Here is a 21079-nt window from a genome sequence, read left to right as displayed (position 1 = left end):
CGCTCCGCTTTGCTTCGCGGCTAACTTAATCTGCATTGGTGCTGTCACGCCGCGTCGGAACTGGGCGCGTCTTCGAGTTGGCCGTCACTACTTGAGTCGTCTTCGCCTTCGCCGGCGATCTTCGGCAGGTAGCCTTCCGGTACCACTTCACCATTGACCGTGCGAATGACGGGGCGCGGGTTCTGCTTTTCGTGCTCGGCCCAGATTTTTTCCAGCTCGGCCTGCTTGTCTTCCTCAAGCGTGCTGAAGCCCACACGACCGCGACATTTCGGGAACGTCGAGCAGCTTAGCCACAGCCCGCGCTTCGACTCGCGAAGGTACAGGGGCGAGTCGCACTTCGGGCAGGGCACGTCGGTCGTGTAAGGCTCGGTCTTGGGCAGGATGACCGTCTGCTTCTTCGGGTCGAGCTTGACGATGCCTTTGCACTGCGGGTAGTTGACGCAGCCGAGGAACGCGCCGAATCGGCCGGTGCGCTTGGTCATCTCGCCGCCACACTCAGGGCAGGCGATGTCGGAAAGCTGCGGCTCCATCGGCTTGCCGTCGCGGTCGATCGGCGCGGCGTAGTCGCAGGTTTCCATCTCGTCGCTGATCTGCTGAAACTTCTTCTTCTCTTCCGCGTTGAGCTTGGTCCAGCCGATCTTTGTGCTGCCGTCTTCGCTGACGATCTTCGGCCGAGCTTTGCCCTTGGCTTTATAGAGCAGGTACTTGCCCGGCTGATCGTGCACCTTCACTTCGACGGGCGGCACGTTGAAACGCGTGCACGAGAGGAATCGACCGTTCTTGCCGAAGCGGTACTCCGTCGCCGCGCCGCACTTGGGGCATTTGTAGGGCGCGGGCATCGACGCGGCCTTGGCGTGTTGCAGTTGATCGTGGGCTTTTTCGAGTTTCTCGCGGAACGGGCCATAGAACTCGCGAAGCATTTTCCGCCAGTCGTGGCGTTCATCTTCGATATGGTCGAGCTCGGCTTCCATCTCGCGGGTGTACGCGACGTCCATCACTTTGGGGAACGCTTCAACGAGCATGTCGGTGACGACCATGCCCAGGTCGGTGGCCATGAGTCGCCGATCGCGCGGCGCGACCGAGGTGACGTACTCGCGGTCCTGGATTGTCTGGATGATCGCGGCGTAAGTCGACGGCCGACCGATGCCCTCTTCTTCGAGCTTCTTTTGAAGCGAGGCTTCGGTGTAGCGGGCCGGCGGGCTGGTGAAGTGCTGCGTCGGGTCGATGACGATCGGCGCGAGCGGCTGCTGCTCTTCCAGCTCCGGCAGCACGACGTCATCGCCAGTGGGCACGCCCATGACTTTATAGAAGCCGTCGAAGACGAGCTTGCGGCCGGTGGCTTTGAAGCGGGCGAGGTCCGAGGCGTCACTCTTCGCCTTGGCGGCGATCATGATGGTGGTCGAGTCCCACTGCGCGGGCGTCATCTGGCAGGCGACGAAGCGACGCCAGATGAGGTCGTAGAGCTTGTACTGCTCATCGTTGAGCGCGCTGCGGATCGACTGCGGTGTGAGCGTGACGTCGGTGGGGCGGATGGCTTCGTGAGCTTCCTGTGCCGACTTGTTGCTGGAGCTGTAGAAGTTGGGCTTTTCGGGAAGGTATTGCTCGCCGTGCGTATCGCTGACGAACTTGCGGGCCATGTTCAGCGCGTCGCCTGACAGGTGTGTCGAGTCGGTACGCATGTAGGTGATCAGGCCCGTCTGCCCGCGAGCGCCGCCAAGGTTGATGCCTTCATAAAGCTGTTGGGCGAGGCGCATCGTGCGCTGCAACTGGAAGCCGAGCCGGTTGGCCGCGGCCTGCTGCATGGTGCTGGTGATAAATGGTGCACCGGGCTTGCTGGTGCTGCGCTTGGTCTGGATGGACTCGATGGCGTAGTCGGGGCGATCGTCGCCGACGTGGCCGAGGTAGCGGACGATGTTTTTCGCGGAGCCTTTGGCTTTGTCGTCGGTCTTTTCTTCCGCGTTGTCGAGCACGAAGCCGAGCAACTCGGCGGCCTTGCGTGCATCGTCGCGGTTGTCGGTCTCGAAGGGCTTGCCCTGCAACTCGGTCAACTCGGCGCGGAGGCAGTCATGCTCGCTCAGCCAGGCGTTCTGCTCGCGGACGGTGCGCGGCTTTTCTTCGTAGCTGGTGAGAAATTCCTGCCACTGGGGGGCGAGCTTGTCGGCGTCGTCGAGGCGAGTGGCGAAGAGGCCGGTGATCCGCCAGTACTCGTCGGGCACGAACGCTTCGATCTCTCGCTCGCGTTCGACGACGAGGCGGGTCGCGACCGACTGCACACGGCCGGCGCTCAGTCCGCCTGCCACCTTCTTCCAGAGCAGCGGCGAGACCTGGTAGCCGACGATGCGGTCGAGGATACGGCGGGCCTGCTGCGCGTCGACCATGGCCTGGTCGATGTTGCGCGGCTCGTGGAAGGCTCGGTCGATTTCGCCCTTGGTGATCGCGTTGAAGACGACGCGCTTGGCGTGCTCAGTATTGATGCCCAACGCCTCGGCGAGGTGCCAGGCAATGGCTTCGCCCTCACGGTCGAGGTCGGTCGCGAACCAGATGTCAGTGGCGTTTTTCGCGGCTTTGCGAAGTTCGGTGACGGTCTTCTTTTTATCCGGGAGGATGTCGTAGGTCGGCTCGAAATCGTGTTCGAGGTCGACGCCGGGCACTTCCTGCTTCTCACCCTTGGGGGCCCGGCTGGGCAGATCGCGGACGTGGCCGACGCTGGCCATGACGACATAGTCGGGCCCGAGATAGCGGTTGATGGTGCGGGCCTTCGTCGGGCTTTCGACGATGACCAGGTGCTTGCCGGTGGCGTCGGGCGCCTTCTGGCTGCGCGAAGACTTGCCGCTGCCGTTGGCGCGGCTCTTCGTGGAACGGGTTGTGGAACGTTTTTTGGCCATCGGTTGCCCGCGGTTCTCATCGGTCATTTACGGGCCGACGTTTGTGACTTTCGGCCCGGTAGGGTGGCGTGACACTTGAGCAGCGGATTGGGCGATTGTCAAGCCGGATTTGCGGTTTCGTTTATAAGTTATTATTTGGATTATGTTTGCGTATCATGGCGAAGCCCGGTGGTATGCCGCGTCACTTGGCGGCTGGGCTTGCGCTGCATACGACAGGCCTGCCGTCGGCGTTCGGATTCGCCTCAGATCGCCGATCGGAAGCCCCCCGGAGCCCCCCCCCCCGGAACCCCACCTCCCGGAACCGTCCACGCGTGGGCGCGTGGGCTAAACATGGCTGGCGATGCTCTGATTATTGCCGTGACGCGGCCAGGGCTCGCTCGGTCAGGGCGGACATGGTCAGTTCGGTCGCGGGCAGCCAGTGGACGTTCTCGTATCGTCGAAGCCAGGTGCGCTGCTGCTTCGCAAAGCGGCGGGTGAGCACCTTTGTCTGCTCGAAGGCGTCGTCCATCGTGTGGATGCGGCGGTCGATCGCGTTGCCTTGCTCAGCGGCAAGCGCGGCGAGCACCTGCTTGTAGCCCAGCGCTTCGCGCGCCTGCGGCCCGAGCAAGCCGTCGGCTTCGAGTCGGCGGACCTCGTCGGGCAGCGGCTCACCGACGTCGGGCGCGAACATCACCTTCACCCGCTGGTTGATGCGCTGGTTGATCGCCTCGCGTGGCCAGTCGAGGCCGACGAGGGTGAAGTTTCGAGTTTCAAGTTTCGCGTTTTGAGCTTGGCCCCATTGCGTCTGCAGGGTGCTGATGGGTTGGCCGGTGAGGTGGTGGACTTCGAGCGCGCGGACGAGGCGTTTGCGGTCGTTGAGATGGATGCGGTCAGCGGCGACGGGGTCGACCTGTTGCAGGCGGGCGTGCAGGTCCGCAGCGGCGATCGGCTCGAGTGTGGCGCGGAAGGCGGGCGATTCGCCGGGCGTGCCGGGGGCGGGCGCGTCGAACATGCCTTCGAGCAGGAGTTTGAGATAGAGGTTCGTGCCGCCGACGACGATGGCGCGCTTGCCACGCGCGTGCAGGTCGGCGATGGTCGTGCGGGCGCGTTCCAGCCAGTCGGCGGCGGTGAAGCGGTCGGTCGGCTCGACGATGTCGATCAGGTGATGCGGCACGCGGCCGCGCAGCTCGGGCTCAGGCTTGGCGGTGCCGGCGTCGAGGTGGCGGTAGACCTGCATGGAGTCCGCGCCGAGGACCTCGCCGTCGAGTTGCTCGGCAAGGGCCACGGCCAACTCGCTCTTGCCGCCAGCGGTCGGGCCGAGGATCACGATGGTGCGACGATCATTCATGCAGGGGGATTGTACGGTCAATAACGAATAGCCTCCGGCGGAAGCCGGAGGTTTTGGACGCTGTGCGGTCGTCGTTTTCGCGACCAACCCCCGGCTTCCGCCGAGGGCTATTGGTTCTTAACGCACGTTTGCTCAGATGCCGTAGCCGGGGCGTACTTGAGTTTGGGTTCGAACCGCCGGGCCTGCGATGCTAGAATGCCGTTCTTAACTGTCCAACCCAACCGCATAAGCAGACGAAAGAGGCCCACCCTTGCCAGAGAATCGCCCCGTACAGGACCCGTTCAAGGCTCGCCAGACCATTGATACTCCGCTGGGCAAGCGGGCGATTTACAAGCTTGACGCCGTGCGGGGCGTGGGCGAGGTGGATCGGCTGCCTTACTCGATCAAGGTGCTGCTGGAGGCCTGCCTGCGGAACGTCGACGGCTTCATCGTGACGGAAGACCACGTTAAGGCGTTGGCGGGCTATGACGCGACCGTCGCGGGCAAGCAGGAGATTCCGTTCAAGCCCGGCCGAGTGGTGTTGCAGGACTTCACCGGCGTGCCGGCGGTGGTTGACCTTGCCGCCATGCGCGAAGGCATCGTCAAGATGACCGGCGACAAGGCGAACGCGAAGAAGGTCAACCCGCTCGTACCCTGCGACCTGGTCATCGACCACTCGGTGCAGGTGGACGCGTTCGCGTCGGGCATGGCGTTGACGATCAACAGCCAGAAAGAGTTCGAGCGCAACAACGAACGCTACCAGTTCCTCAAGTGGGGCCAGCAGGCGTTCGACAACTTCCGCGTCGTGCCCCCGGCCACGGGCATCGTGCACCAGGTCAACCTTGAATATCTCGCTAAGGTCGTCTGGGACGGCGACGCGGTGCCCGGCCAGGACGCGGTGCTCTACCCCGACTCGCTTGTCGGCACGGACAGCCACACGACGATGATCAACGGCCTGGGTGTGGTCGGCTGGGGCGTGGGCGGCATCGAAGCCGAGGCCGTCATGCTCGGCCAGCCGGTCTACATGCTCGTGCCCGAAGTGGTCGGCTTCAAGCTCACCGGCAAACTGCCGGAAGGCGCGACCGCCACCGACCTCGTGCTCCGCGTGACGCAGATGCTCCGTGCTCACGGCGTGGTCGGCAAGTTCGTCGAGTTCTTCGGCCCCGGTCTGGCGGACATGCCGCTGGCCAACCGCGCGACGATCGCCAACATGGCGCCGGAGTATGGCGCGACGATGGGCTTCTTCCCCGTCGACGAGCAGACGATCAAGTACATGGAACTGACCGGCCGGGACCGCAAGCTCATCGACACGGTCGAGCAGTACTGCAAGCTGCAAGGCCTTTGGCGGGACGAGTCGCATGACATTGCGTATCTCGATCAGCTTGAGTTGGATATGGGGACGGTCGAGCCGTCGCTCGCCGGCCCACGTCGGCCGCAGGATCGCATCAGCCTGTCGGACATGAAACGGCAGTGGTGGTCGGACCTGGCGAAGACGTTTGACGTCGACACGACGACGCTGATGCATAACCCCGTCGGCGGCTGGGTGGAAGACGGCGGCGAGCCGGCGGGACAGGTGGGCAACATGCCCAACCCCGAAGCGAACCATCGCGGCTCGGGTGTGTCGGAGGATGACCCGGATGAGGCGGCAGCGTCGAAGGTTGCCGTCGCGTCGCCGCAGCTTCGGCCGGACGCGGGCGTGGATGTGCAGTTCGAAGGTCAGTCATTCAAGCTGGCGCATGGCGCGGTGGTGATCGCAGCGATCACCAGCTGCACAAACACGAGCAACCCGGAAGTGATGATCGCCGCAGGGCTGGTCGCACGGAAGGCCCGGCAGCTCGGGCTCAACCGCAAGCCCTGGGTGAAGACGTCGCTCGCGCCGGGCTCGAAGGTCGTGACCGAGTACTACAACAAGGCGGGCCTGACCGAAGACCTCAACGCGTTGGGGTTCAACCTCGTGGGCTATGGTTGCACGACGTGCATCGGCAACTCCGGGCCGCTGCCGGAGACGATCAGCAAAGCGATTCAGCAGGGCGACATCGTCGCGTCGAGCGTGCTGTCGGGCAATCGCAACTTCGAGGGTCGTATCAACCCGGACGTGAAGGCGAACTACCTCGCCAGCCCGCCGCTGGTCGTCGCGTACGCGATCGCCGGCACGGTCGATATCGATTTGCTGAACGAGCCGATCGGCACGAGCAAAGACGGCAAGCCGGTGTACCTGCGCGACATCTGGCCGACGCAGAACGAAGTGCAACAGACGGTGGAGGCGGCGCTGACGCGCGAGCAGTTCATCGAGCAGTACGCCGACGTGTTCAAGGGCTCTGAAGAATGGCAAAACGTTGAGACGTCTACGGGCGAGTTGTATGACTGGGACGAGAAGTCGACTTACGTGCAAAGCCCGCCATTTTTCGTGGGCCTTGGTCCGGACATCAAGCCGATCGCGTCGGTGCATGGGGCGCGCTGCCTGGCGAAGCTGGGCGATTCGGTCACGACCGACCACATCAGCCCCGCGGGTGCGATCAAGACCGACGCGCCCGCAGGACAGTACCTCACTGCCAACGGCGTGCCGGTGAGCATGTTCAACAGCTACGGCTCGCGGCGCGGCAATGACCGCGTGATGGTTCGTGGCACGTTCGCCAACGTACGCGTTCGCAACCAGCTCGCTCCGGGTACGGAAGGCGGGGTGACGACGTTCCAGGGCGACGGCGGCGCTGCCGTGCCGAGCGTGGCCGGTGTGACCCCGGTGAAGAAGGGCGAAGTGACGAGCATCTTCAACGCTTCGGTGCATTATGGCGCTTGTCAGACGAGTGAGTCGGAGGTGAACCGCCGCCCCGACGGGACGCCGCTGATCGTGCTCGCCGGCAAGGACTACGGTATGGGCTCATCGCGCGACTGGGCGGCGAAGGGCACGTACCTGCTCGGGGTGAAGGCGGTCATCGCTGAGAGCTATGAGCGCATTCATCGCAGCAATCTCGTGGGCATGGGGGTGTTGCCGTTGCAGTATGCCCAGGGGCAGACCGCTGACACGCTGGGGCTTGATGGGACGGAGACGTTTGACATTGCTGTCGACCCCGACCTTAAGCCCGGCCAGGCCGTGCCTGTGATTGCGACGAAGGCCGACGGCAAGGCGATTAAGTTCGAAGCGATTTGCCGCATCGACACGCCGGTCGAGGTGGAGTATTACCGCAACGGCGGCATTCTTCACACCGTGCTGCGGCGGATGGCGCAAGACTGATCTTATTTTCAACAGTCACCACGAAGCCCACGGATTCAATCCGTGGGCTTCTTACATGACGACGACCCACTCATGAGCAAAGACGGCTACTTTGACGATGAAGGTCCGGGCGAGCACGACGCTCACCTGTTCGATCGCGACGACGGCGAAAATGACACGACGCCATGCCCTAAGTGTGGCACGGAATTGCTTGCGTTCGCTGACCGCTGCTACCACTGCGGCGAACTGTTTCCGACGGAAGCGTGGCAAGCCCACAGCGAAACCCGCTGGAGCCGAGTGGGTATTGCGGTGTGTATTCTTATCATGCTCGCATTCTTGTTTCTTGTGGTGTTGCCATGAACGGCATTATCGACACAGCCGCAAATTCGGTATCAGACGCGTCTTCGCTTACTATCGTATTGGCGACATCTTGATAATTGGTTCGGCCTTGCCTGAGGGCGCCGCTATACTCGTTTCAATACATGAGGCAGAAATCGCCCACGATTTGTCGCTGCTCGACCGTTATTTGCATGGAACTCGTTCAATTGGCATTTGTAAGTAAACCAATCTATTCTTTAGATAAAACAACCTTCAACAATAATTTGAATTGGATGATTAAATATGAGTAGACAGCCTGCTACCGATACAGCCAGTATTCAGAACAAGATCGGCGACGCTTTGCGTAAAGCGATTGAGCCTTTGCTTGAACAGCCTGCCACCGTGTTTGATGATCAGATTAAGAGTCTGGAAGAGTTGTTGGCCAAGTCAGATCAATTGCCCAAGTCGAGCCTGCAATCGGTGAAGGATGGCCTTCGCTCGCTGGAAGAAGCGAGGGAGCAGGCCAATCAGGATTATCTCGGACAGGTGCGGAGTAATATCGCGACGGCTGTGCTTTCAGCGGTTCGTGCGGTTGATCCGAAGGTTCCGCTTGCCATTCGCCAGACACAACAGCAGCCACTGCCCGCGATCCCTGAGAAAAAGCCGGTTCGTAAACAGCGAATGAGCAGGGCGCAGTCGGAACAGTATGCGGATCAGGTGGAAAAGGCTTTGCCCACAACCAAGTCAGGTAATTGGGTCAGCCGATCTGAAATTGTCGAAAAAAGCGGTGTACCCGAAGAAGCGATTCAGTCCATCTTACTGAAGCTTCAGCGATCCGGCCGTGCGGAAAGCAATGGGCAACGTGGTTCCGCTGGCGGCTGGCGACGGACGGAATAAACGAAAGTTTACTTGAGGATGTCGGCGATCTGCTGATTGAGGTCGCCGGCGGCTGTGGCGATGGCGGTCTGCCAGTCGGCGACGTCTGACTTTTCATATGCATAGAGAACGCTGCGACTGGCGGTGACGATTGCGCCGGTGCGGTCGGGCTTGAAGCAGGCGCGGACATCGTCGGCGGTGCCGCCTTGCGCGCCGAAGCCGGGAACGAGGAACAGTTGCTCCGGCATACGATCACGAAGTGATTTGGCGTCGGCGGGCTTGGTTGCGCCCACGACCGCGCCGAGGAGGCTGTAGCCACGATCGCCGATGTAGGTATCGCGTTTGCCGAGATCGGCGACGACGTCGGCAACGGCTTCGCCGACGGTTCGGCCGTCGGTGAGGGTGAGGCCTTGGATGGCGTCGCCGCCGGGGTTGGAGGTGCGGACGAGTGCGAAGAGGCCCTTGCCTTCGACGGCGGCGAGATCGGTGAACGGTTCGAGGCCGTCTGCGCCGAGGTATGCGTTGACGGTCAGGGCGTCGGGGCCTTGCGGGTCGGCGAGGAGGCCGACGGCGTAGTGGGCGCTGCTCGTGCCGATGTCGCCGCGCTTCGCGTCGAGGATGACGATCAGGCCAAGCTCTCTTGCCTGCTGGATGAGTTCGAACAGGACAGCGAAGCCGGGCGCGCGGTAGCGCTCGAAGCAGGCGGCCTGGAATTTCACAGCGGGGACGTGGTCAGCGACGGCTTCCAGCACGCCCTGGCAGAAACTGTGGATGGCGTGGACGCGTGCGCCGGCGTCGGCGGCGCGTTGCTGGAGCGAAGCGGGGAGGCGTTCGTAAACGGGATCGAGGCCGACGCAGACGGGGGCGCCTTTGTCGTCGGCGGCGGCGAGGAAGCGGTCGGTGAAGGCGTTGATGGTGAGGTCTCCGGGGTTGCGTGAGGGGTTGGTGGTTGGTGTGCGGGCGGTACAGCTAAAGCTGCGCCGCCTTTTTCAGGTTGGTGGGATTTTACTCGACGCCGCGGCCTAGGTGGGGGCGGAGCATCCAGAGGAAGACGGGGCCGCCGATGATGGCGGTGAAGATGCCGATGGGCATGAGTCCGATGCCCGGGCCGACGAGCGCGATGAGCGCGGCGGCGACGTCGGCGGCGATGATGAGTGTTGCGCCGAGGATGGCGGAGGCGATGATCAGCGGGCCGTGTCGGGGTCCGAGCAGGATTCGGCCGAGGTGCGGGCAGATCAGGCCGACGAAGGCGATCGGGCCCGCGAGGACGACCGCGCCGGCGGCGAGGACGCTGGCGGTGAGGAACAGGAGTGTGCGCAGGCCTGGCAGGGGCACGCCGAGGCTGCGTGCTTCGCTTTCGGAGAGTGTGGCGACGTCCATGGCGCGGTGCATGGCGAGCAGGCTCGCGATGCCGACGAGGGTGACGACGGCGACGATCGCGAGGCTGAGTCCGCCGGTGCTTTCGTTGAGGTAGCCCATCATCCAGCGCATGAGGTCGTCGCGGATGCCGCCGGGGCCGGCGAGGTAGTTCAGGAGCATGATGATGGCGCCGTTGATCGTGCCGAGCACGACGCCTGTGAGCAGGAGGCCGAGCGGGTCGAGGACGCCGTGGCGTCGGCTGGCGAGGAAGACGATGAGCATGCTGGCAGTCGCGCCGACGAGCGCACCGAGGTGGCTTGCGCCCAGCGCGATGCCCATGTAGTAAAAGAGGAGCGATTGGGCCATGACCCCCGCTGCGGCACCGGTGGAAAGGCCGAGGATGTAAGGCTCGGCGAGGGGGTTTCGCAGAAGCGTCTGGAGGGCGACGCCTGCAACGGCGAGGGCAGCGCCGACGGTGGCGGCGATGGCGACGCGGTAGAGGCGGATCTGCCAGATGAGGGCGGCGTCTTCGCCGGCGGGCAGGCCCAGCGACGACCAGCCGACGGCGAGGCGGAACAGTGCGACGGCGGCCAGGGCGGTCAGCAAGGTGATGAGGATGATGGCGCGTCGGCGAGCGGCCAGCCGTGTGACGAGGCGGTGGTCGTGGGGGGCATGGTTCGTGTTGTTGGGGAGGAGGCCCTGGCTCATATCTGGCTCGGATTGCGAGCGGTTCAGCGTACCGCAAGTAAGGCAGGCTTGCCCGGGGGGGTGTGAAACCGTACCGATTATGCGGCGTGTGCGGTTTACTGCGACCGGATAACCGGCAAGTGTGTGAAAAAGTGCGCACTGGCTTGAATTTGCCGTGTTGTGCGGACGATGTTCATGCCTGACGAGCGGGGACGCCGTGTGGCAAAGCTCGAATTGAACAGATGCCTTTTATTGGCTTTGGGGAGAAAACCAGGATGAGTCGAATCAACACCAACGTCGGTTCCATGCTCGCTCAGCGGGTGATGAACCAGCAGAACACGAGCCTGAATCAGTCGCTTGAACGGCTGAGCACAGGCTTGCGGATCAACCGCGGCGGGGACGACCCGGCGGGCCTGATCGCCAGCGAAAACCTTCGTTCGGAGCAGGCGGCGTTGAACGCTGCGATCTCCAACGCGGAACGCGCGGACCAGGTCGTGAACGTCGCTGAGGGCGGCTTGCAGGAAATTAACGCGATGCTGCTGGAGATGCAGAGCCTCATTGGTGAGAGCGCCAATGATGCGGGCCTCTCCCGTGAAGAGAAGGAAGCGAACCAGCAGCAGATCGATGCCATCATGCAGAGCATCGACCGAATTGCTTCGACGACGAGCTTCCAGGGCACGAAGCTGCTCAACGGAAGCTTTGACTTCCAGGTTGATAACCTCAACGCCGGCGTGGACGAACTGAAGGTTCACGGTGCGAAGCTCGGCTCGAACGAGATGGACATCAACGTGATCATCAATCAGTCGGCCCAGCGCGGCGGACTGGTGCTGGACTTTGACGGCGGCTTGGCGCTGGGCAGCGGTGCCGGGCAGGATCGCTTTGCCATTGAACTTGGCGGTGCGGACGGCTCGCGGCTGTTCGAGTTCGCCAGCGGCCAGTCGACGGCCGACATGGCCACTCAGATCAACAGCTTTACGGGCGTGACCGGTGTGTCGGCAGTGGCCAGCGGTAACGCGGTCGTCATCCGTGCGACCGAGTTCGGCTCGAGCAACTTCGTGTCGGCCCGCGTTGTCAACGACGGCGGCGCGGATGGCTCGATCTCCGTGCTCAGTGGTACGGAAGTGGACGCCGGCAGCGAAGTCGACTTCAGTGCCGCCAACAGCATCGTCCGCGGCGATGGTCAGGACGTCGGCGGTTTCGTCAACGGCCAGGCCGCACGCGGCGACGGGCTGAACCTTCAGATCAACAGCGATATGCTCAACGCGAGCATCACGCTGTCCGAAGATGCGGCAGGCACGCTGGGCAACCTGGCGGTGGGCACGATCACCGGCGGCGGTGCGAAGTTCAACCTCGGCCCGTCGGTCGACATGAACAACGAAGTGCGTCTGGGCATCGGCAACGTCGCAGCCCGGAACCTGGGCAACTCGTCGGTGGGCTTCCTGAGCGACCTCGGCTCCGGCCGAGATGCGAACGTCGTGGACGGCGACCTGGGCAAGGCACAGGACGTGGTCAACGCGGCAATCAAGGAAGTGTCGACGCTGCGTGGTCGGCTGGGCTCGTTCCAGAGCAACGTCGTGCGATCAACGATCAACTCGCTGGGCGTGACGCTGGAGAACGTCAGCGCCGCGGAGAGCGCGATCCGCGACACGGACTTCGCTGCCGAGACGGCGGAGATGACGCGGTCGCAGATTCTCGCGGCGGCGGCGACGCAGACGCTTGGCATGGCCAACGCTCAGCCGCAGTCGGTGCTGCAGTTGCTCGGCTGATCGATGACGAGCGAATCGTGAGCGTGGAACGTTCACACCCCCAAAACCAATAGGACAGGGCGATGATCGGAGGGGATCATCGCCCTGTTTTTTTGCGCGCGTGGGTGGGTCACGGGGGAGAAGCGCGGGGGAGCCGGGGGGAGCCCAGGCATGCGATGCCTGGGCTTTATGGGTGGGGCGGGGGGTAGAGGGCGGCGGTGGAGGTTGCCTGGGCGAGGACGATGGCGACGGTGTTGGCGAGGTTGTAGCTGCGGATCTGGCCGAGGATGGGCACGCTGATACGGCGGTCGGGCCAACGGTCATGCCAAGCCTGGGGGATGCCTTCCTTTTCGTTGCCGAAGACCAGGACGTCTTCGTCGGCGTAAGGGGCGCGGTCGTAACGATGCTCGCCGAGTTTGGTGACGAGCCAGGGCGATTTGTTTTCGCGGGCGAGCCAGTCGACGAAGTCGTCGGGTGTGGGGTGTTTGGTGAGGATGAGGTGCGGCCAGTAGTCGAGGCCTGCGCGTTTGACGGCATGGTCGGAGAGGTCGAGGCGGTGGGGGCCGACGAGGTGAAGGTGGGCGTTCATGCCGACGCACTGGCGGGCAGTAGCGCCGGTGTTGGGCGGGATCATCGGCTGGTAGAGGGCGACGTGGAGCATGGGGGGATTTTAGTGAGTGAAGGCGAGGGGCGTGGGGGAGCCCGGGCATGGCCATGCCCGGGCTTTAAGGGGCGCGGAGTGTGGGGGTGTGGGCGTGGTGGTTTATGATGGGGGTGATGAACTGGTTTTACCTTGCAGCGACGGCGTGGCTGTTGATCAATGTGGCGGGGGGGATGGTGCGTGTGTTGCGTGGGCCGACGGCGGCGGACCGGATGCTGTCGGCTCAACTGTTCGGGACGACGGGGGTGGCGGTGCTGCTGCTGCTCAGCGAGGCGATGGCGATCGGGGCGGTGCGCGATGTGGCGCTGGTGCTGGCGATGCTGGCGGCGGTGGCGACGATCGCGTTTACGCAGCGGGCGTGGGGCGGTGGGTCGGCGTCGGAGGGTGAAGAATCATGACAATGCTGCTCAACGGGCTGACGGTGCTGTTCGTGATAGTGGGGCTGGTGTTTTTTACGCTGGGCACGGTGGGGTTGCTGCGCTTTGCGGATGTGCACAGTCGGCTGCACGCGCTGACGAAGGCGGACAACCTCGGGCTGGGGTTTGTCGTGCTGGGGTTGATGTTTCAAGTTGAGAGTGTGCCCGTGGGGGTGAAGCTGGCGATGATCTGGTTGCTGGTGCTGCTGGCGTCGACGAGCGCGTGTTACCTTGTGGCGGAGCAGGGGCTAAGGGGATTGAGTGGGTTGCGGTCGCGTGGTGAGCGGTGAGTGTGTCATGGTGTTGCTTGATTTGTTGCTGGGTTTGATGGTGGTGCTGCTGGCGGTGGCGGCGCTGTCGGTGCGCGGGGCGTTTGCGGCGGTGGTGCTGTTTATTGTGTATGGCATGATGGTGGCGGTGGGGTGGGTGCGGATGGGCTCGCCGGACGTTGCGTTGGCGGAGGCGGCGATCGGCGCGGGGATCACGGGGGCGCTGTTGCTGGAAGCGGTCGGTGCGGTTCAGCGGGGAAACGGTGAGCGATGAGACAGGAGCAGACGAGCACGAGGCGGGCGGAGTTATCGCGGCACGCGGGTTGGACGACGCTGGTGGTCGGTCGTCCGCCGCGGGTGATCTCGCTGGTGCTGGCGATGGTGCTTGCGGGGGCGATGGGCGTGGTGGTGTTTTCGTTGACGGGGCAGCCAGTGGTGAACCTGACGGCCGAGGCGGAGGCGGCGCTGGACGACAGCGGCGTGACCAACCCGGTGACCGCGGTGCTGCTGAACTACCGCGCGATGGATACATGGCTGGAACTGGTCATTCTGTGGTTGGCGATGGTGGGGGCGATGGTGCTACTGCGGGCGGATGATCTGAGCGGGTTTGGCAATACGACGGGGCATGGCGAGATGCTGCCGAGGCTGGCGGGGGTGTTGATTCCGCTGATGGCGATGACGGGCGGGTACTTGCTGTGGCGGGGGACGCATGGTCCGGGCGGTGCGTTTCAGGCGGGGGCGTTGTGGGCGGCCGGGGGCGTGGTCGCGCGGCTGTCGGGGGTGGACTGCCTGCATCGCGTGCCGGGTTGGTTGTTGCGAAGCGTGTACACGTTGGCGCTGGTGCTGTTTATGTGGGTGGGGTTGATGATGTTGGATGATGGTGGGGCGTTTATGCAGTGGCCGACGGCTTGGGCGGGTGAGCTGATCTTTGTGTTGGAGGTGGCGGCGACGGTGTCGATTGCGGCGGCGTTGTGGTCGCTGGTGGTGGTGGCTTCGCCGGGCGATGAGGCGGTGACGGTGGAGGGGGATGACAGATGATGGACCAGGCGACGATCTACGCGATGGCGGCGGTCATCGTGTTCTGTTTTGCGCTGTGGGGTTTGATTTCGTATGCGCACCTGATCCGGAAGATCATGGCGTTGAACATCATGGGCTCGGCGGTGTTTCTTTTCTTCGGCGCGATGACGCGACGGGGTGAGCCGGAGACGACGGACCCGGTGCCGCAGGCGATGGTGATTACGGGGATCGTGGTGGCGGTGGCGGCGACGGCGTTTGCGATCAGCCTTGCGAAGGCGATCCATCGGCGGACCGGGCAGTTGCGTTTGCCGGAGGAGCGAGACGCGTGAGCGACCTGGTGGTGTGGTCAATCTGCCTGCCGTTGCTCGGCGCTGCGGCGACGTTCGTGGGGCCGGGTCGGCTTGCGCCGGCGGTGGGGGGCGCGTTTGCGCTGGCGACCGCAGTGACGGGGGCGATGGTCACGTGGCTGGTGTATGACGGGGGGGTGATGCGGCATGAGCTTGGCGGGTGGGGCGCGCCGCTGGGCGTCGAGCTTTACGTCGACGGGTTGAACGTGTTCATGCTGGGGATGACCGCGGTGGTGGCGCTGGCGATCAGCGTGGCGTCGCTGACCTACTTCGGCGTGCGCGATCATGCAGCCAGCGGGCCGGGGCGGTGGTCGTCGGCGGGCGGGTACTGGCCGGTGTGGTTGACGTTGTGGGCGTCGATGAACCTGGCGTTCGCGTCGGCGGACTTGTTCAATCTATACATCGCGTTGGAACTGGTGGGGCTGTCGGCGGTGGCGCTGATGCTCATCGGCCGCGACACGCAAGTGCTCACCGCCGCGATGCGCTACCTGCTCGCCTCGCTGATGGCGTCGCTGGGTTACTTGCTCGGCGTGGCGATGCTGTACGCGCGGTATGGCACGCTGGACCTGTACCTGATCGGCGCGCAGTTGACGGGTGAGCCTGCGACGTGGATGGCGATGGCGCTGATGAGTGTGGGGCTGTTTGTGAAGACGGCGTTGTTTCCGTTGCACTTCTGGCTGCCGCCTGCACATTCGAGCGCACCGGGGCCGGTGAGCGCGATCCTTTCGGCGCTGGTGGTGAAGGTGTCGTTCTACCTGCTGCTGCGATTGTGGTTTGTGGTGTTTGCGGATCTGCTTTCGCCGACGTTCGGGCAGGTGGTTGGCGTGCTGGCGGCGGGGGCGATCGTCGGCGGATCGGTGCAGGCGATTCTGCAACGCCGACTGAAGCTGTTGATCGCCTACTCGACGGTGGCGCAACTGGGCTACATGTTCCTGCTCGTGCCGTTGACGATTCCGTACGGCGGGAGCGAGGCCTGGCATGGTGGTGCGTGGTCGGGCGGGATGTATCACATGCTATCGCATGCGCTGGCGAAGTCGGCGATGTTCCTCGCGGCGGCGGCGGTGCTGCTGAGTGTAGGCAGCGATCGGATTCGACATTTTCGGGGGATGGCGCACGAACTGCCGGTGGCGACGTTTGCTTTCGCGCTGGCGGGGGTGAGCTTGATGGGGCTGCCGCCAAGCGGGGGGTTCGTGGCGAAGTGGTTTCTGGTCAGTGCAGCGATCGAGACGGGGCAGTGGTGGTGGGCGGTGGTGATTCTCGGTGGCGGGTTGCTGACGGCGGCTTATATTTTCATGGTGATACGGTATGCGTTTTTGCCGCCGAGCCCGCCGGCGTTCAAGCCCGTGCCGAAGCTGTTGCAAGCGACGGCGATGGTGCTTGCGTTGCTGGCGGTATTGATTGGCTTGCGCGCGGTCGAGCCGTTCGCGTTGCTGGAGATGGGCACGCCGTTCGTTGAGGCGGCGCATGTCGGGACGCATCAGGGGGAGGTGGCCGAGTGAACTGGGCGTACTGGCTGCCTTTGTTGATTCTGTTCAGCTCGCTGGGCACGGGCATCGCGATCTTCTTCCTGGATGAGGATCAGGTGCTGGTGCGGACGGTGCTCAACCTTGCGGGCGCGGTGGTGAAGCTGTTGCTGACGGTGCTGGTGTTTGTGGGGATGCTTACGGGGGTGGCGTATGAGACGCGACTGCCGATCGTGCCGGGCTTTGAGCTGCTGCTGCGCGTGGACGCGATCTCGATTTTGTTCATGTCGCTGTCAGCGGTGTTGTGGCTGGTGACGACGGTGTATGCGGTGGGGTACTTGGAGGGGTCGCCGTACCGTAGCCGCTTTTTCGGGTTTTTCAGTTTGTGCGTCACCGCGACGATGGGCATTGCGCTGGCGGGCAACCTGCTGACGTTTTTCATTTTCTACGAGATGCTGACGCTGGCGACGTATCCGCTGGTGGTGCATCGCGGGACGCGGTCGGCGTTGCTGGCGGGCCGGAACTATCTGTTCTACACGCTGACGGGCGGGGCGCTGTTTCTGGCGGGCATCATCTGGCTGAAGCTGCTGACGGGTGAGACGGACTTTGCGGTTGGCGGCATTTTGAGCGACTTTGTTGATTCGCATGCGTGGTCGTTGCGGGTGATGTTCGTGTTGATGATGGCCGGGCTGGGTGTGAAGGCGGCGCTGGTGCCGTTGCATGGCTGGCTGCCGCAGGCGATGGTCGCGCCGGCGCCGGTGAGCGCGCTGCTGCACGCGGTGGCGGTGGTGAAGGCGGGGGCGTACGGGATCGTGCGGGTGGTGTATGAGATTTTCAGCACGCCGGTGGCGTACGAGTTGGGGCTGCTGGGGCCGTTGGCGGTGCTGGCGTCGGTGACGATTGTGTATGGCTCGGTGCGGGCGCTGATGCAGGATGACCTGAAGCGTCGGTTGGCGTTTTCGACGGTGAGCCAACTGGCGTATATCACGTTGGGCACGGCGATCGTGGGGCCGCTGGCGAGCGTGGGGGCGCTGGTGCACCTCGTGCACCAGGGGCTGATGAAGATCACGCTGTTTTTCTGCGCGGGCAATTTCGCGGAAACGTTGCACGTGCACAAGGTCAGCGAGATGCATGGCATTGGTCGGCGGATGCCCTGGACGATGGCGGCGTTTACGGTTGGTGCGCTGGGGATGATCGGCCTGCCGCCGATGGCGGGGTTCGTGAGCAAGTGGTACCTGGGGTTGGGGGCGCTCGCGGCGGAGCAGGGTTGGGTGGTGGGGGTGTTGATCGTCAGCAGTTTGCTCAACGCAATGTATTTTCTGCCAATCGTGCATGTGGCATGGTTCCGTTCGCCCGCGGGGCCTTGGGATGAGCGGATGCCGGAGGCGCGGTGGGAGACGCGGATGATGCTGCTGGCGCCGGCGGTGACGACGGCGTTGCTGTCGGTGGCGGCGGGTGTGTTTGCGGCGTCGCCGATCAGTCCGCTGGCGGTGGCGGAGATTATTGCGGGACGGTTGTATGAAGGGTTGTGATGGGAGTTTCGAGTTTCTGGTTTCGAGTTTTGAGTTGAGGCTTGGATAAGGTGAGGTGATGGCGAGTTTGTGGTTGCTGATTTTGGGGCTGCCGGTGGTGGTGGCGTTGATGCTCAGCGCGGATGAGCCGACGCGTCGGCTTGCGCGGGTGTTGGCGCCGTGGGTGGCGTGGCCGGCGGTGGTGTTGTCGCTGGCTTGGCCGACGGATCTGTTTGCGCGGGCCGATTGGTGGTTGCTGGGCGGGGCGTTCGGGCTTGATGGCGTGGGGCGGTTGTTTGCGCTGCTGGTGTCGACGTTGTGGTTGATCGCGGGGTTTTATGCGTCGGCGTACATGCGCGACAACCCGAAACACGACGTGTTCTGGATGTGGTTTCTGCTGGCAATGACGGGCAACCTCGGGCTGGTGGTGAGTTTTGATGTTGCGAGCTTCTACCTGTTTTTCACGTTGATGACGTTCGCGGCGTTCGGGCTGGTGGCATTGCAGGGCGATTCGCCCTCGCTGTTCGCGGGCAAGGTTTACATCGCGATGTCGGTGGCGGGCGAGGCGGTGTTGCTGGTGGGGTTGCTGCGGTTGGCGGCGACGCTGCCGGACCTGTCGATGGAGGGCATGGCGGAGCATGTGCTGGTCCAGCCGGGCGCGACGTTGACGATGGTGCTGCTGCTGGTGGGCTTCGGCGTGAAGGCGGGCCTGTTTACGTTGCATATGTGGCTGCCTTTGGCACACCCGGCTGCGCCGACGCCGGCAAGCGCGGTACTCAGCGGGGCGATGATCAAAGCGGGGGTGTTGGGCTGGTTGCGGTTTTTCCCGGGCGGGGTTGAGCCGATGGTCGCGTTCGGGGCGGTGATGGTCGGCTTCGGCCTTGCGGGGGCGATCGTCGGCGTGCTGTTCGGGTTGGTGCAGCGTGATCCGAAGAGCAACCTGGCGTATTCGTCGGTGAGTCAGGTGGGGTTCATGACGGTAGGGGTGGGGTTGGGATTGATGGAGCCGACGCTTTGGCCGACGGCGGTGGTGGTGGTGGCGTTGTATGCGATGCATCACGGGCTCGCGAAGGCGGCGCTGTTTCTGGCGGTGGGGGTGGCGATGCATGGCGGGCGTGGTGGGTGGCGGACGGTGGGGTTGTACGCGGGGGTGGTGGTGGCGGCGCTGAGCCTGGCGGGGATGCCGCTGAGCAGTGGTTACCTGGCAAAGATGTGGCTGAAAGACCTTGGCGGCGATCTGCCTCACGCGTGGCTGGGTTGGGTGGAGTTGCTGTTGCCGATCGCGGCGGTGGGGACGACACTGTTGATGGGCCGTCTGTTCTGGTTGTTGAGGCGTGAGCATCGTAACGAGGAGCATGATTACAAGCAGGGGTTGTGGGGGCCTTGGCTGGTGTTGCTGGCGTTGGTGGTGGGGATGACGTGGGTGACGCCGACGGTGTTGCGACTGGAGCCGACGGGGGTGGCGGCGCGGCCTGAGTTTGCTTGGGACGCGATGTGGGCGGCGTTCTGGCCGGTGGGCTTGGGGCTGTTGTTGTTGATGGCGATGGTGTGGCGAGGGGTGACGATTGCGTGGTGGATGCGCGTGCCGCCGGGGGATGCGCTGGTGATCGTGCGGTGGGGGATTGATCTGATGCGTCGGCCATGGGAGGGTGTGGTGATCCCGGCGTCGACACGATTAAGTGAGTCGGCGTTTGCGATGCGGAACTATCTGCTGCTGAAAGTCAGCAAGACGATGGCAGTGGGCGAGATCGTGCTCGTCCGATGGGGCGCGGGGGGGATCATGTTTATTCTGTTGATCCTCGTGTTGGCGCTGGCGGTGGTGATGGGGCGGGGTGTGGGAAGTGGAGGCTTGTGATGATGGGACAGTGGTTGCTGGCAGTCGTGGTGCGGTTTGTGGTGTTCGCGGTGTTGTGGTGGGTGCTGGCGGAGGGGGGGATGTATCAGTGGTGGTTCGGTGTGGCGATGGCGGCAGTGGGGGCGGGGCTGAGTTTGGCGTTGCTGCGGCCGACGGGGGTGTGGGTGAATCCGCTGGCGGTGATGCGGTTCGTGCCGTTTTTTTTAAGGCAGGCGTTGCTTGGCGGGGTGGATGTGGGGCGTCGGGCGGTGCGTCGGCCGTTGGATGTTCAGCCGACGTTTATCGATTACACGCTGAAGATGGAGTCGATGGCGGCGCGGGTTTTATTCGTGTGCATGGTGAGCCTCGTGCCGGGGACAGTGTCGTGCGAGCTGCGCGGGGGCGAAGTGGCGGTGCATGTACTGGACGGGCGGATGGATGCGCGGGGGGCGCTGGATGAGTTGGAGCGGCATGTGGGGGCGATGTTTGGTGCGCGCGGGTGAGGGAGCCCACGGATGCAATCCGTGGGCTTTTTCTTGTTGCTGTGCTTAGCCATCTGTAATACGGTTTCGAGTTATTCCCAGCGCGTTTTCCCACTCCCTCTCCCTCCCAGGGAGAGGGAACCGGACGCGCTGGGATTAACTTCAAGCCGTATAAATGCCTTTGTGTGAGTTCGTTAACGTAATCTGAAAGTTACTGTCCGACGTTCGACCGCTGATGGTTCGCTAAGTGGCCTTTTCCTCTTTTCCGGCCAAGCGGGAGAAGTCGACCCGCTTGAGCGAGGCGGCCAAGTCCTCGGTCGACGGGTGCAGGTAACGCTGGGTCTCGGCCAAGCGCTCATGGCCAAGGAACTTCTGGAGTTGCGCCACGGGCATGCCAGCATCATTCGCATAGAAGGTGGCCCCCGTGTGACGCAGCACGTGCAGGCTGCGCCGCTTCGCCTGCATCTCACGCAGCCGGAGATGCAGCCGTCGCCGCAGCGGGCTGTACGTCCACTTGCCTTTCTGTAGACCTCGGCTGTCTGGCGACTGGAAAGCCCAAGGCGAACTCGACTGCTTCATCGCCTTGGTTAGGATGTCCGAGGCCCGTGCCGTCAATGGCACGATGCGGCATTTGCCGTGCTTCGGCGTCCACTTTTCGCCCGTGGAGGGGCAGGTCTTTAGCCGGATGCGGA

At 63.8% G+C, this 21079-nt stretch carries 19 protein-coding genes; 13 read left to right on the top strand and 6 right to left on the bottom strand.

The annotated features are described in order from the left end of the window. Positions 1 to 44: 44 nt before the first annotated feature. Entirely contained in the window at positions 45 to 2885 is a 2841-nt protein-coding gene (gene topA, locus ACERK3_15470; GenBank protein MFA9479687.1) for a type I DNA topoisomerase, read from the bottom strand. 349 nt (positions 2886 to 3234) lie between these two features. After that, complete coding sequence (miaA, locus tag ACERK3_15465) at positions 3235 to 4212, bottom strand: tRNA (adenosine(37)-N6)-dimethylallyltransferase MiaA (GenBank protein ID MFA9479686.1); 978 nt, start codon at positions 4210 to 4212, stop codon at positions 3235 to 3237. Between the two features lie 250 nt (positions 4213 to 4462). Between miaA and ACERK3_15460 the strand changes: the two genes are divergently transcribed. The 3 genes from ACERK3_15460 to ACERK3_15450 all read left to right on the top strand — a co-directional run bounded on the left by ACERK3_15460 (position 4463) and on the right by ACERK3_15450 (position 8617). Next, positions 4463 to 7423: an aconitate hydratase gene (locus ACERK3_15460; GenBank protein MFA9479685.1), complete on the top strand. Its 2961-nt coding sequence runs from the start codon at positions 4463 to 4465 to the stop codon at positions 7421 to 7423. Positions 7424 to 7465: 42 nt separating this feature from the next. Next, complete coding sequence (locus ACERK3_15455; protein ID MFA9479684.1) at positions 7466 to 7762, top strand: hypothetical protein; 297 nt, start codon at positions 7466 to 7468, stop codon at positions 7760 to 7762. 261 nt (positions 7763 to 8023) lie between these two features. Continuing rightward, positions 8024 to 8617 (top strand): hypothetical protein, encoded by a 594-nt coding sequence (locus ACERK3_15450; protein MFA9479683.1) that lies wholly within the window; start codon positions 8024 to 8026, stop codon positions 8615 to 8617. 8 nt (positions 8618 to 8625) lie between these two features. Here the strand turns inward: ACERK3_15450 and pyrF are convergent, their stop codons facing one another. Continuing rightward, on the bottom strand, positions 8626 to 9510 hold the full coding sequence (pyrF, locus tag ACERK3_15445) for an orotidine-5'-phosphate decarboxylase (protein ID MFA9479682.1): 885 nt from the start codon (positions 9508 to 9510) through the stop codon (positions 8626 to 8628). A 91-nt stretch (positions 9511 to 9601) separates the two neighbouring features. Continuing rightward, positions 9602 to 10663 (bottom strand): FecCD family ABC transporter permease, encoded by a 1062-nt coding sequence (locus tag ACERK3_15440; GenBank protein ID MFA9479681.1) that lies wholly within the window; start codon positions 10661 to 10663, stop codon positions 9602 to 9604. Between the two features lie 254 nt (positions 10664 to 10917). Here ACERK3_15440 and ACERK3_15435 point away from each other — a divergent pair, with 254 nt between their 5' ends. Further along, positions 10918 to 12408, top strand: a complete 1491-nt coding sequence (locus tag ACERK3_15435; protein ID MFA9479680.1) for a flagellin — start codon at positions 10918 to 10920, stop codon at positions 12406 to 12408. A 166-nt stretch (positions 12409 to 12574) separates the two neighbouring features. On the opposite strand, the gene ACERK3_15430 is transcribed toward ACERK3_15435, so the two are convergent. Next, the gene (locus ACERK3_15430) at positions 12575 to 13048 is read right to left on the bottom strand and encodes a TrmH family RNA methyltransferase (protein ID MFA9479679.1); all 474 of its coding nucleotides are present in this window, start codon (positions 13046 to 13048) and stop codon (positions 12575 to 12577) included. 116 nt (positions 13049 to 13164) lie between these two features. Between ACERK3_15430 and ACERK3_15425 the strand changes: the two genes are divergently transcribed. The 9 genes from ACERK3_15425 to ACERK3_15385 are packed head-to-tail and all read left to right on the top strand — an operon-like array spanning position 13165 to position 20408. Then, entirely contained in the window at positions 13165 to 13446 is a 282-nt protein-coding gene (locus ACERK3_15425) for a monovalent cation/H+ antiporter complex subunit F (protein MFA9479678.1), read from the top strand. Positions 13447 to 13448: 2 nt separating this feature from the next. After that, positions 13449 to 13754, top strand: a complete 306-nt coding sequence (locus tag ACERK3_15420) for a cation:proton antiporter (GenBank protein ID MFA9479677.1) — start codon at positions 13449 to 13451, stop codon at positions 13752 to 13754. A 7-nt stretch (positions 13755 to 13761) separates the two neighbouring features. Then, the gene (locus ACERK3_15415; protein ID MFA9479676.1) at positions 13762 to 14007 is read left to right on the top strand and encodes a Na(+)/H(+) antiporter subunit B; all 246 of its coding nucleotides are present in this window, start codon (positions 13762 to 13764) and stop codon (positions 14005 to 14007) included. Beyond that, complete coding sequence (locus tag ACERK3_15410) at positions 14004 to 14771, top strand: MnhB domain-containing protein (GenBank protein ID MFA9479675.1); 768 nt, start codon at positions 14004 to 14006, stop codon at positions 14769 to 14771. Before ACERK3_15415 ends, ACERK3_15410 begins: the two co-directional genes overlap by 4 nt. Beyond that, positions 14768 to 15079 carry an NADH-quinone oxidoreductase subunit K gene (locus ACERK3_15405; protein MFA9479674.1) on the top strand — a complete coding sequence of 104 codons (312 nt, stop codon included), beginning with the start codon at positions 14768 to 14770 and terminating at the stop codon, positions 15077 to 15079. Before ACERK3_15410 ends, ACERK3_15405 begins: the two co-directional genes overlap by 4 nt. After that, positions 15076 to 16596: a complex I subunit 5 family protein gene (locus ACERK3_15400; GenBank protein ID MFA9479673.1), complete on the top strand. Its 1521-nt coding sequence runs from the start codon at positions 15076 to 15078 to the stop codon at positions 16594 to 16596. Before ACERK3_15405 ends, ACERK3_15400 begins: the two co-directional genes overlap by 4 nt. Beyond that, a complete protein-coding gene (locus ACERK3_15395; protein MFA9479672.1) occupies positions 16593 to 18092 on the top strand; it encodes a complex I subunit 5 family protein in 1500 nt (499 codons plus the stop codon). Before ACERK3_15400 ends, ACERK3_15395 begins: the two co-directional genes overlap by 4 nt. Positions 18093 to 18150: 58 nt before the next feature. Further along, entirely contained in the window at positions 18151 to 19926 is a 1776-nt protein-coding gene (locus ACERK3_15390) for a complex I subunit 5 family protein (GenBank protein ID MFA9479671.1), read from the top strand. Further along, positions 19926 to 20408, top strand: coding sequence for a Na+/H+ antiporter subunit E (locus ACERK3_15385; protein MFA9479670.1), 483 nt, complete (start codon positions 19926 to 19928; stop codon positions 20406 to 20408). The genes ACERK3_15390 and ACERK3_15385 overlap by 1 nt, the downstream gene beginning before the upstream one ends. A 222-nt stretch (positions 20409 to 20630) precedes the next feature. Here ACERK3_15385 and ACERK3_15380 read toward each other — a convergent pair. Continuing rightward, a partial coding sequence (locus ACERK3_15380; protein ID MFA9479669.1) for a tyrosine-type recombinase/integrase occupies positions 20631 to 21079 on the bottom strand: 449 nt, incomplete at its 5' end.

This window comes from Phycisphaerales bacterium AB-hyl4 (assembly GCA_041821185.1).
Classification (GTDB): domain Bacteria; phylum Planctomycetota; class Phycisphaerae; order Phycisphaerales; family Phycisphaeraceae; genus Natronomicrosphaera; species Natronomicrosphaera hydrolytica.
Note: the sequence above shows the minus strand (reverse complement) of the source record. Positions and strands in the feature narration are given on the sequence as shown.

Bases quoted from the DNA above. Each gene is read 5' to 3' on its own strand.
- topA (MFA9479687.1), bottom strand. From the start codon at position 2,885: ATGGCCAAAAAACGTTCCACAACCCGTTCCACGAAGAGCCGCGCCAAC.
- miaA (MFA9479686.1), bottom strand. From the start codon at position 4,212: ATGAATGATCGTCGCACCATCGTGATCCTCGGCCCGACCGCTGGCGGC.
- ACERK3_15450 (MFA9479683.1), top strand. From the start codon at position 8,024: ATGAGTAGACAGCCTGCTACCGATACAGCCAGTATTCAGAACAAGATC.
- ACERK3_15440 (MFA9479681.1), bottom strand. From the start codon at position 10,663: ATGAGCCAGGGCCTCCTCCCCAACAACACGAACCATGCCCCCCACGAC.
- ACERK3_15435 (MFA9479680.1), top strand. From the start codon at position 10,918: ATGAGTCGAATCAACACCAACGTCGGTTCCATGCTCGCTCAGCGGGTG.
- ACERK3_15430 (MFA9479679.1), bottom strand. From the start codon at position 13,048: ATGCTCCACGTCGCCCTCTACCAGCCGATGATCCCGCCCAACACCGGC.
- ACERK3_15425 (MFA9479678.1), top strand. From the start codon at position 13,165: ATGAACTGGTTTTACCTTGCAGCGACGGCGTGGCTGTTGATCAATGTG.
- ACERK3_15420 (MFA9479677.1), top strand. From the start codon at position 13,449: ATGCTGCTCAACGGGCTGACGGTGCTGTTCGTGATAGTGGGGCTGGTG.
- ACERK3_15415 (MFA9479676.1), top strand. From the start codon at position 13,762: ATGGTGTTGCTTGATTTGTTGCTGGGTTTGATGGTGGTGCTGCTGGCG.
- ACERK3_15410 (MFA9479675.1), top strand. From the start codon at position 14,004: ATGAGACAGGAGCAGACGAGCACGAGGCGGGCGGAGTTATCGCGGCAC.
- ACERK3_15405 (MFA9479674.1), top strand. From the start codon at position 14,768: ATGATGGACCAGGCGACGATCTACGCGATGGCGGCGGTCATCGTGTTC.
- ACERK3_15390 (MFA9479671.1), top strand. From the start codon at position 18,151: ATGGCGAGTTTGTGGTTGCTGATTTTGGGGCTGCCGGTGGTGGTGGCG.
- ACERK3_15385 (MFA9479670.1), top strand. From the start codon at position 19,926: ATGATGGGACAGTGGTTGCTGGCAGTCGTGGTGCGGTTTGTGGTGTTC.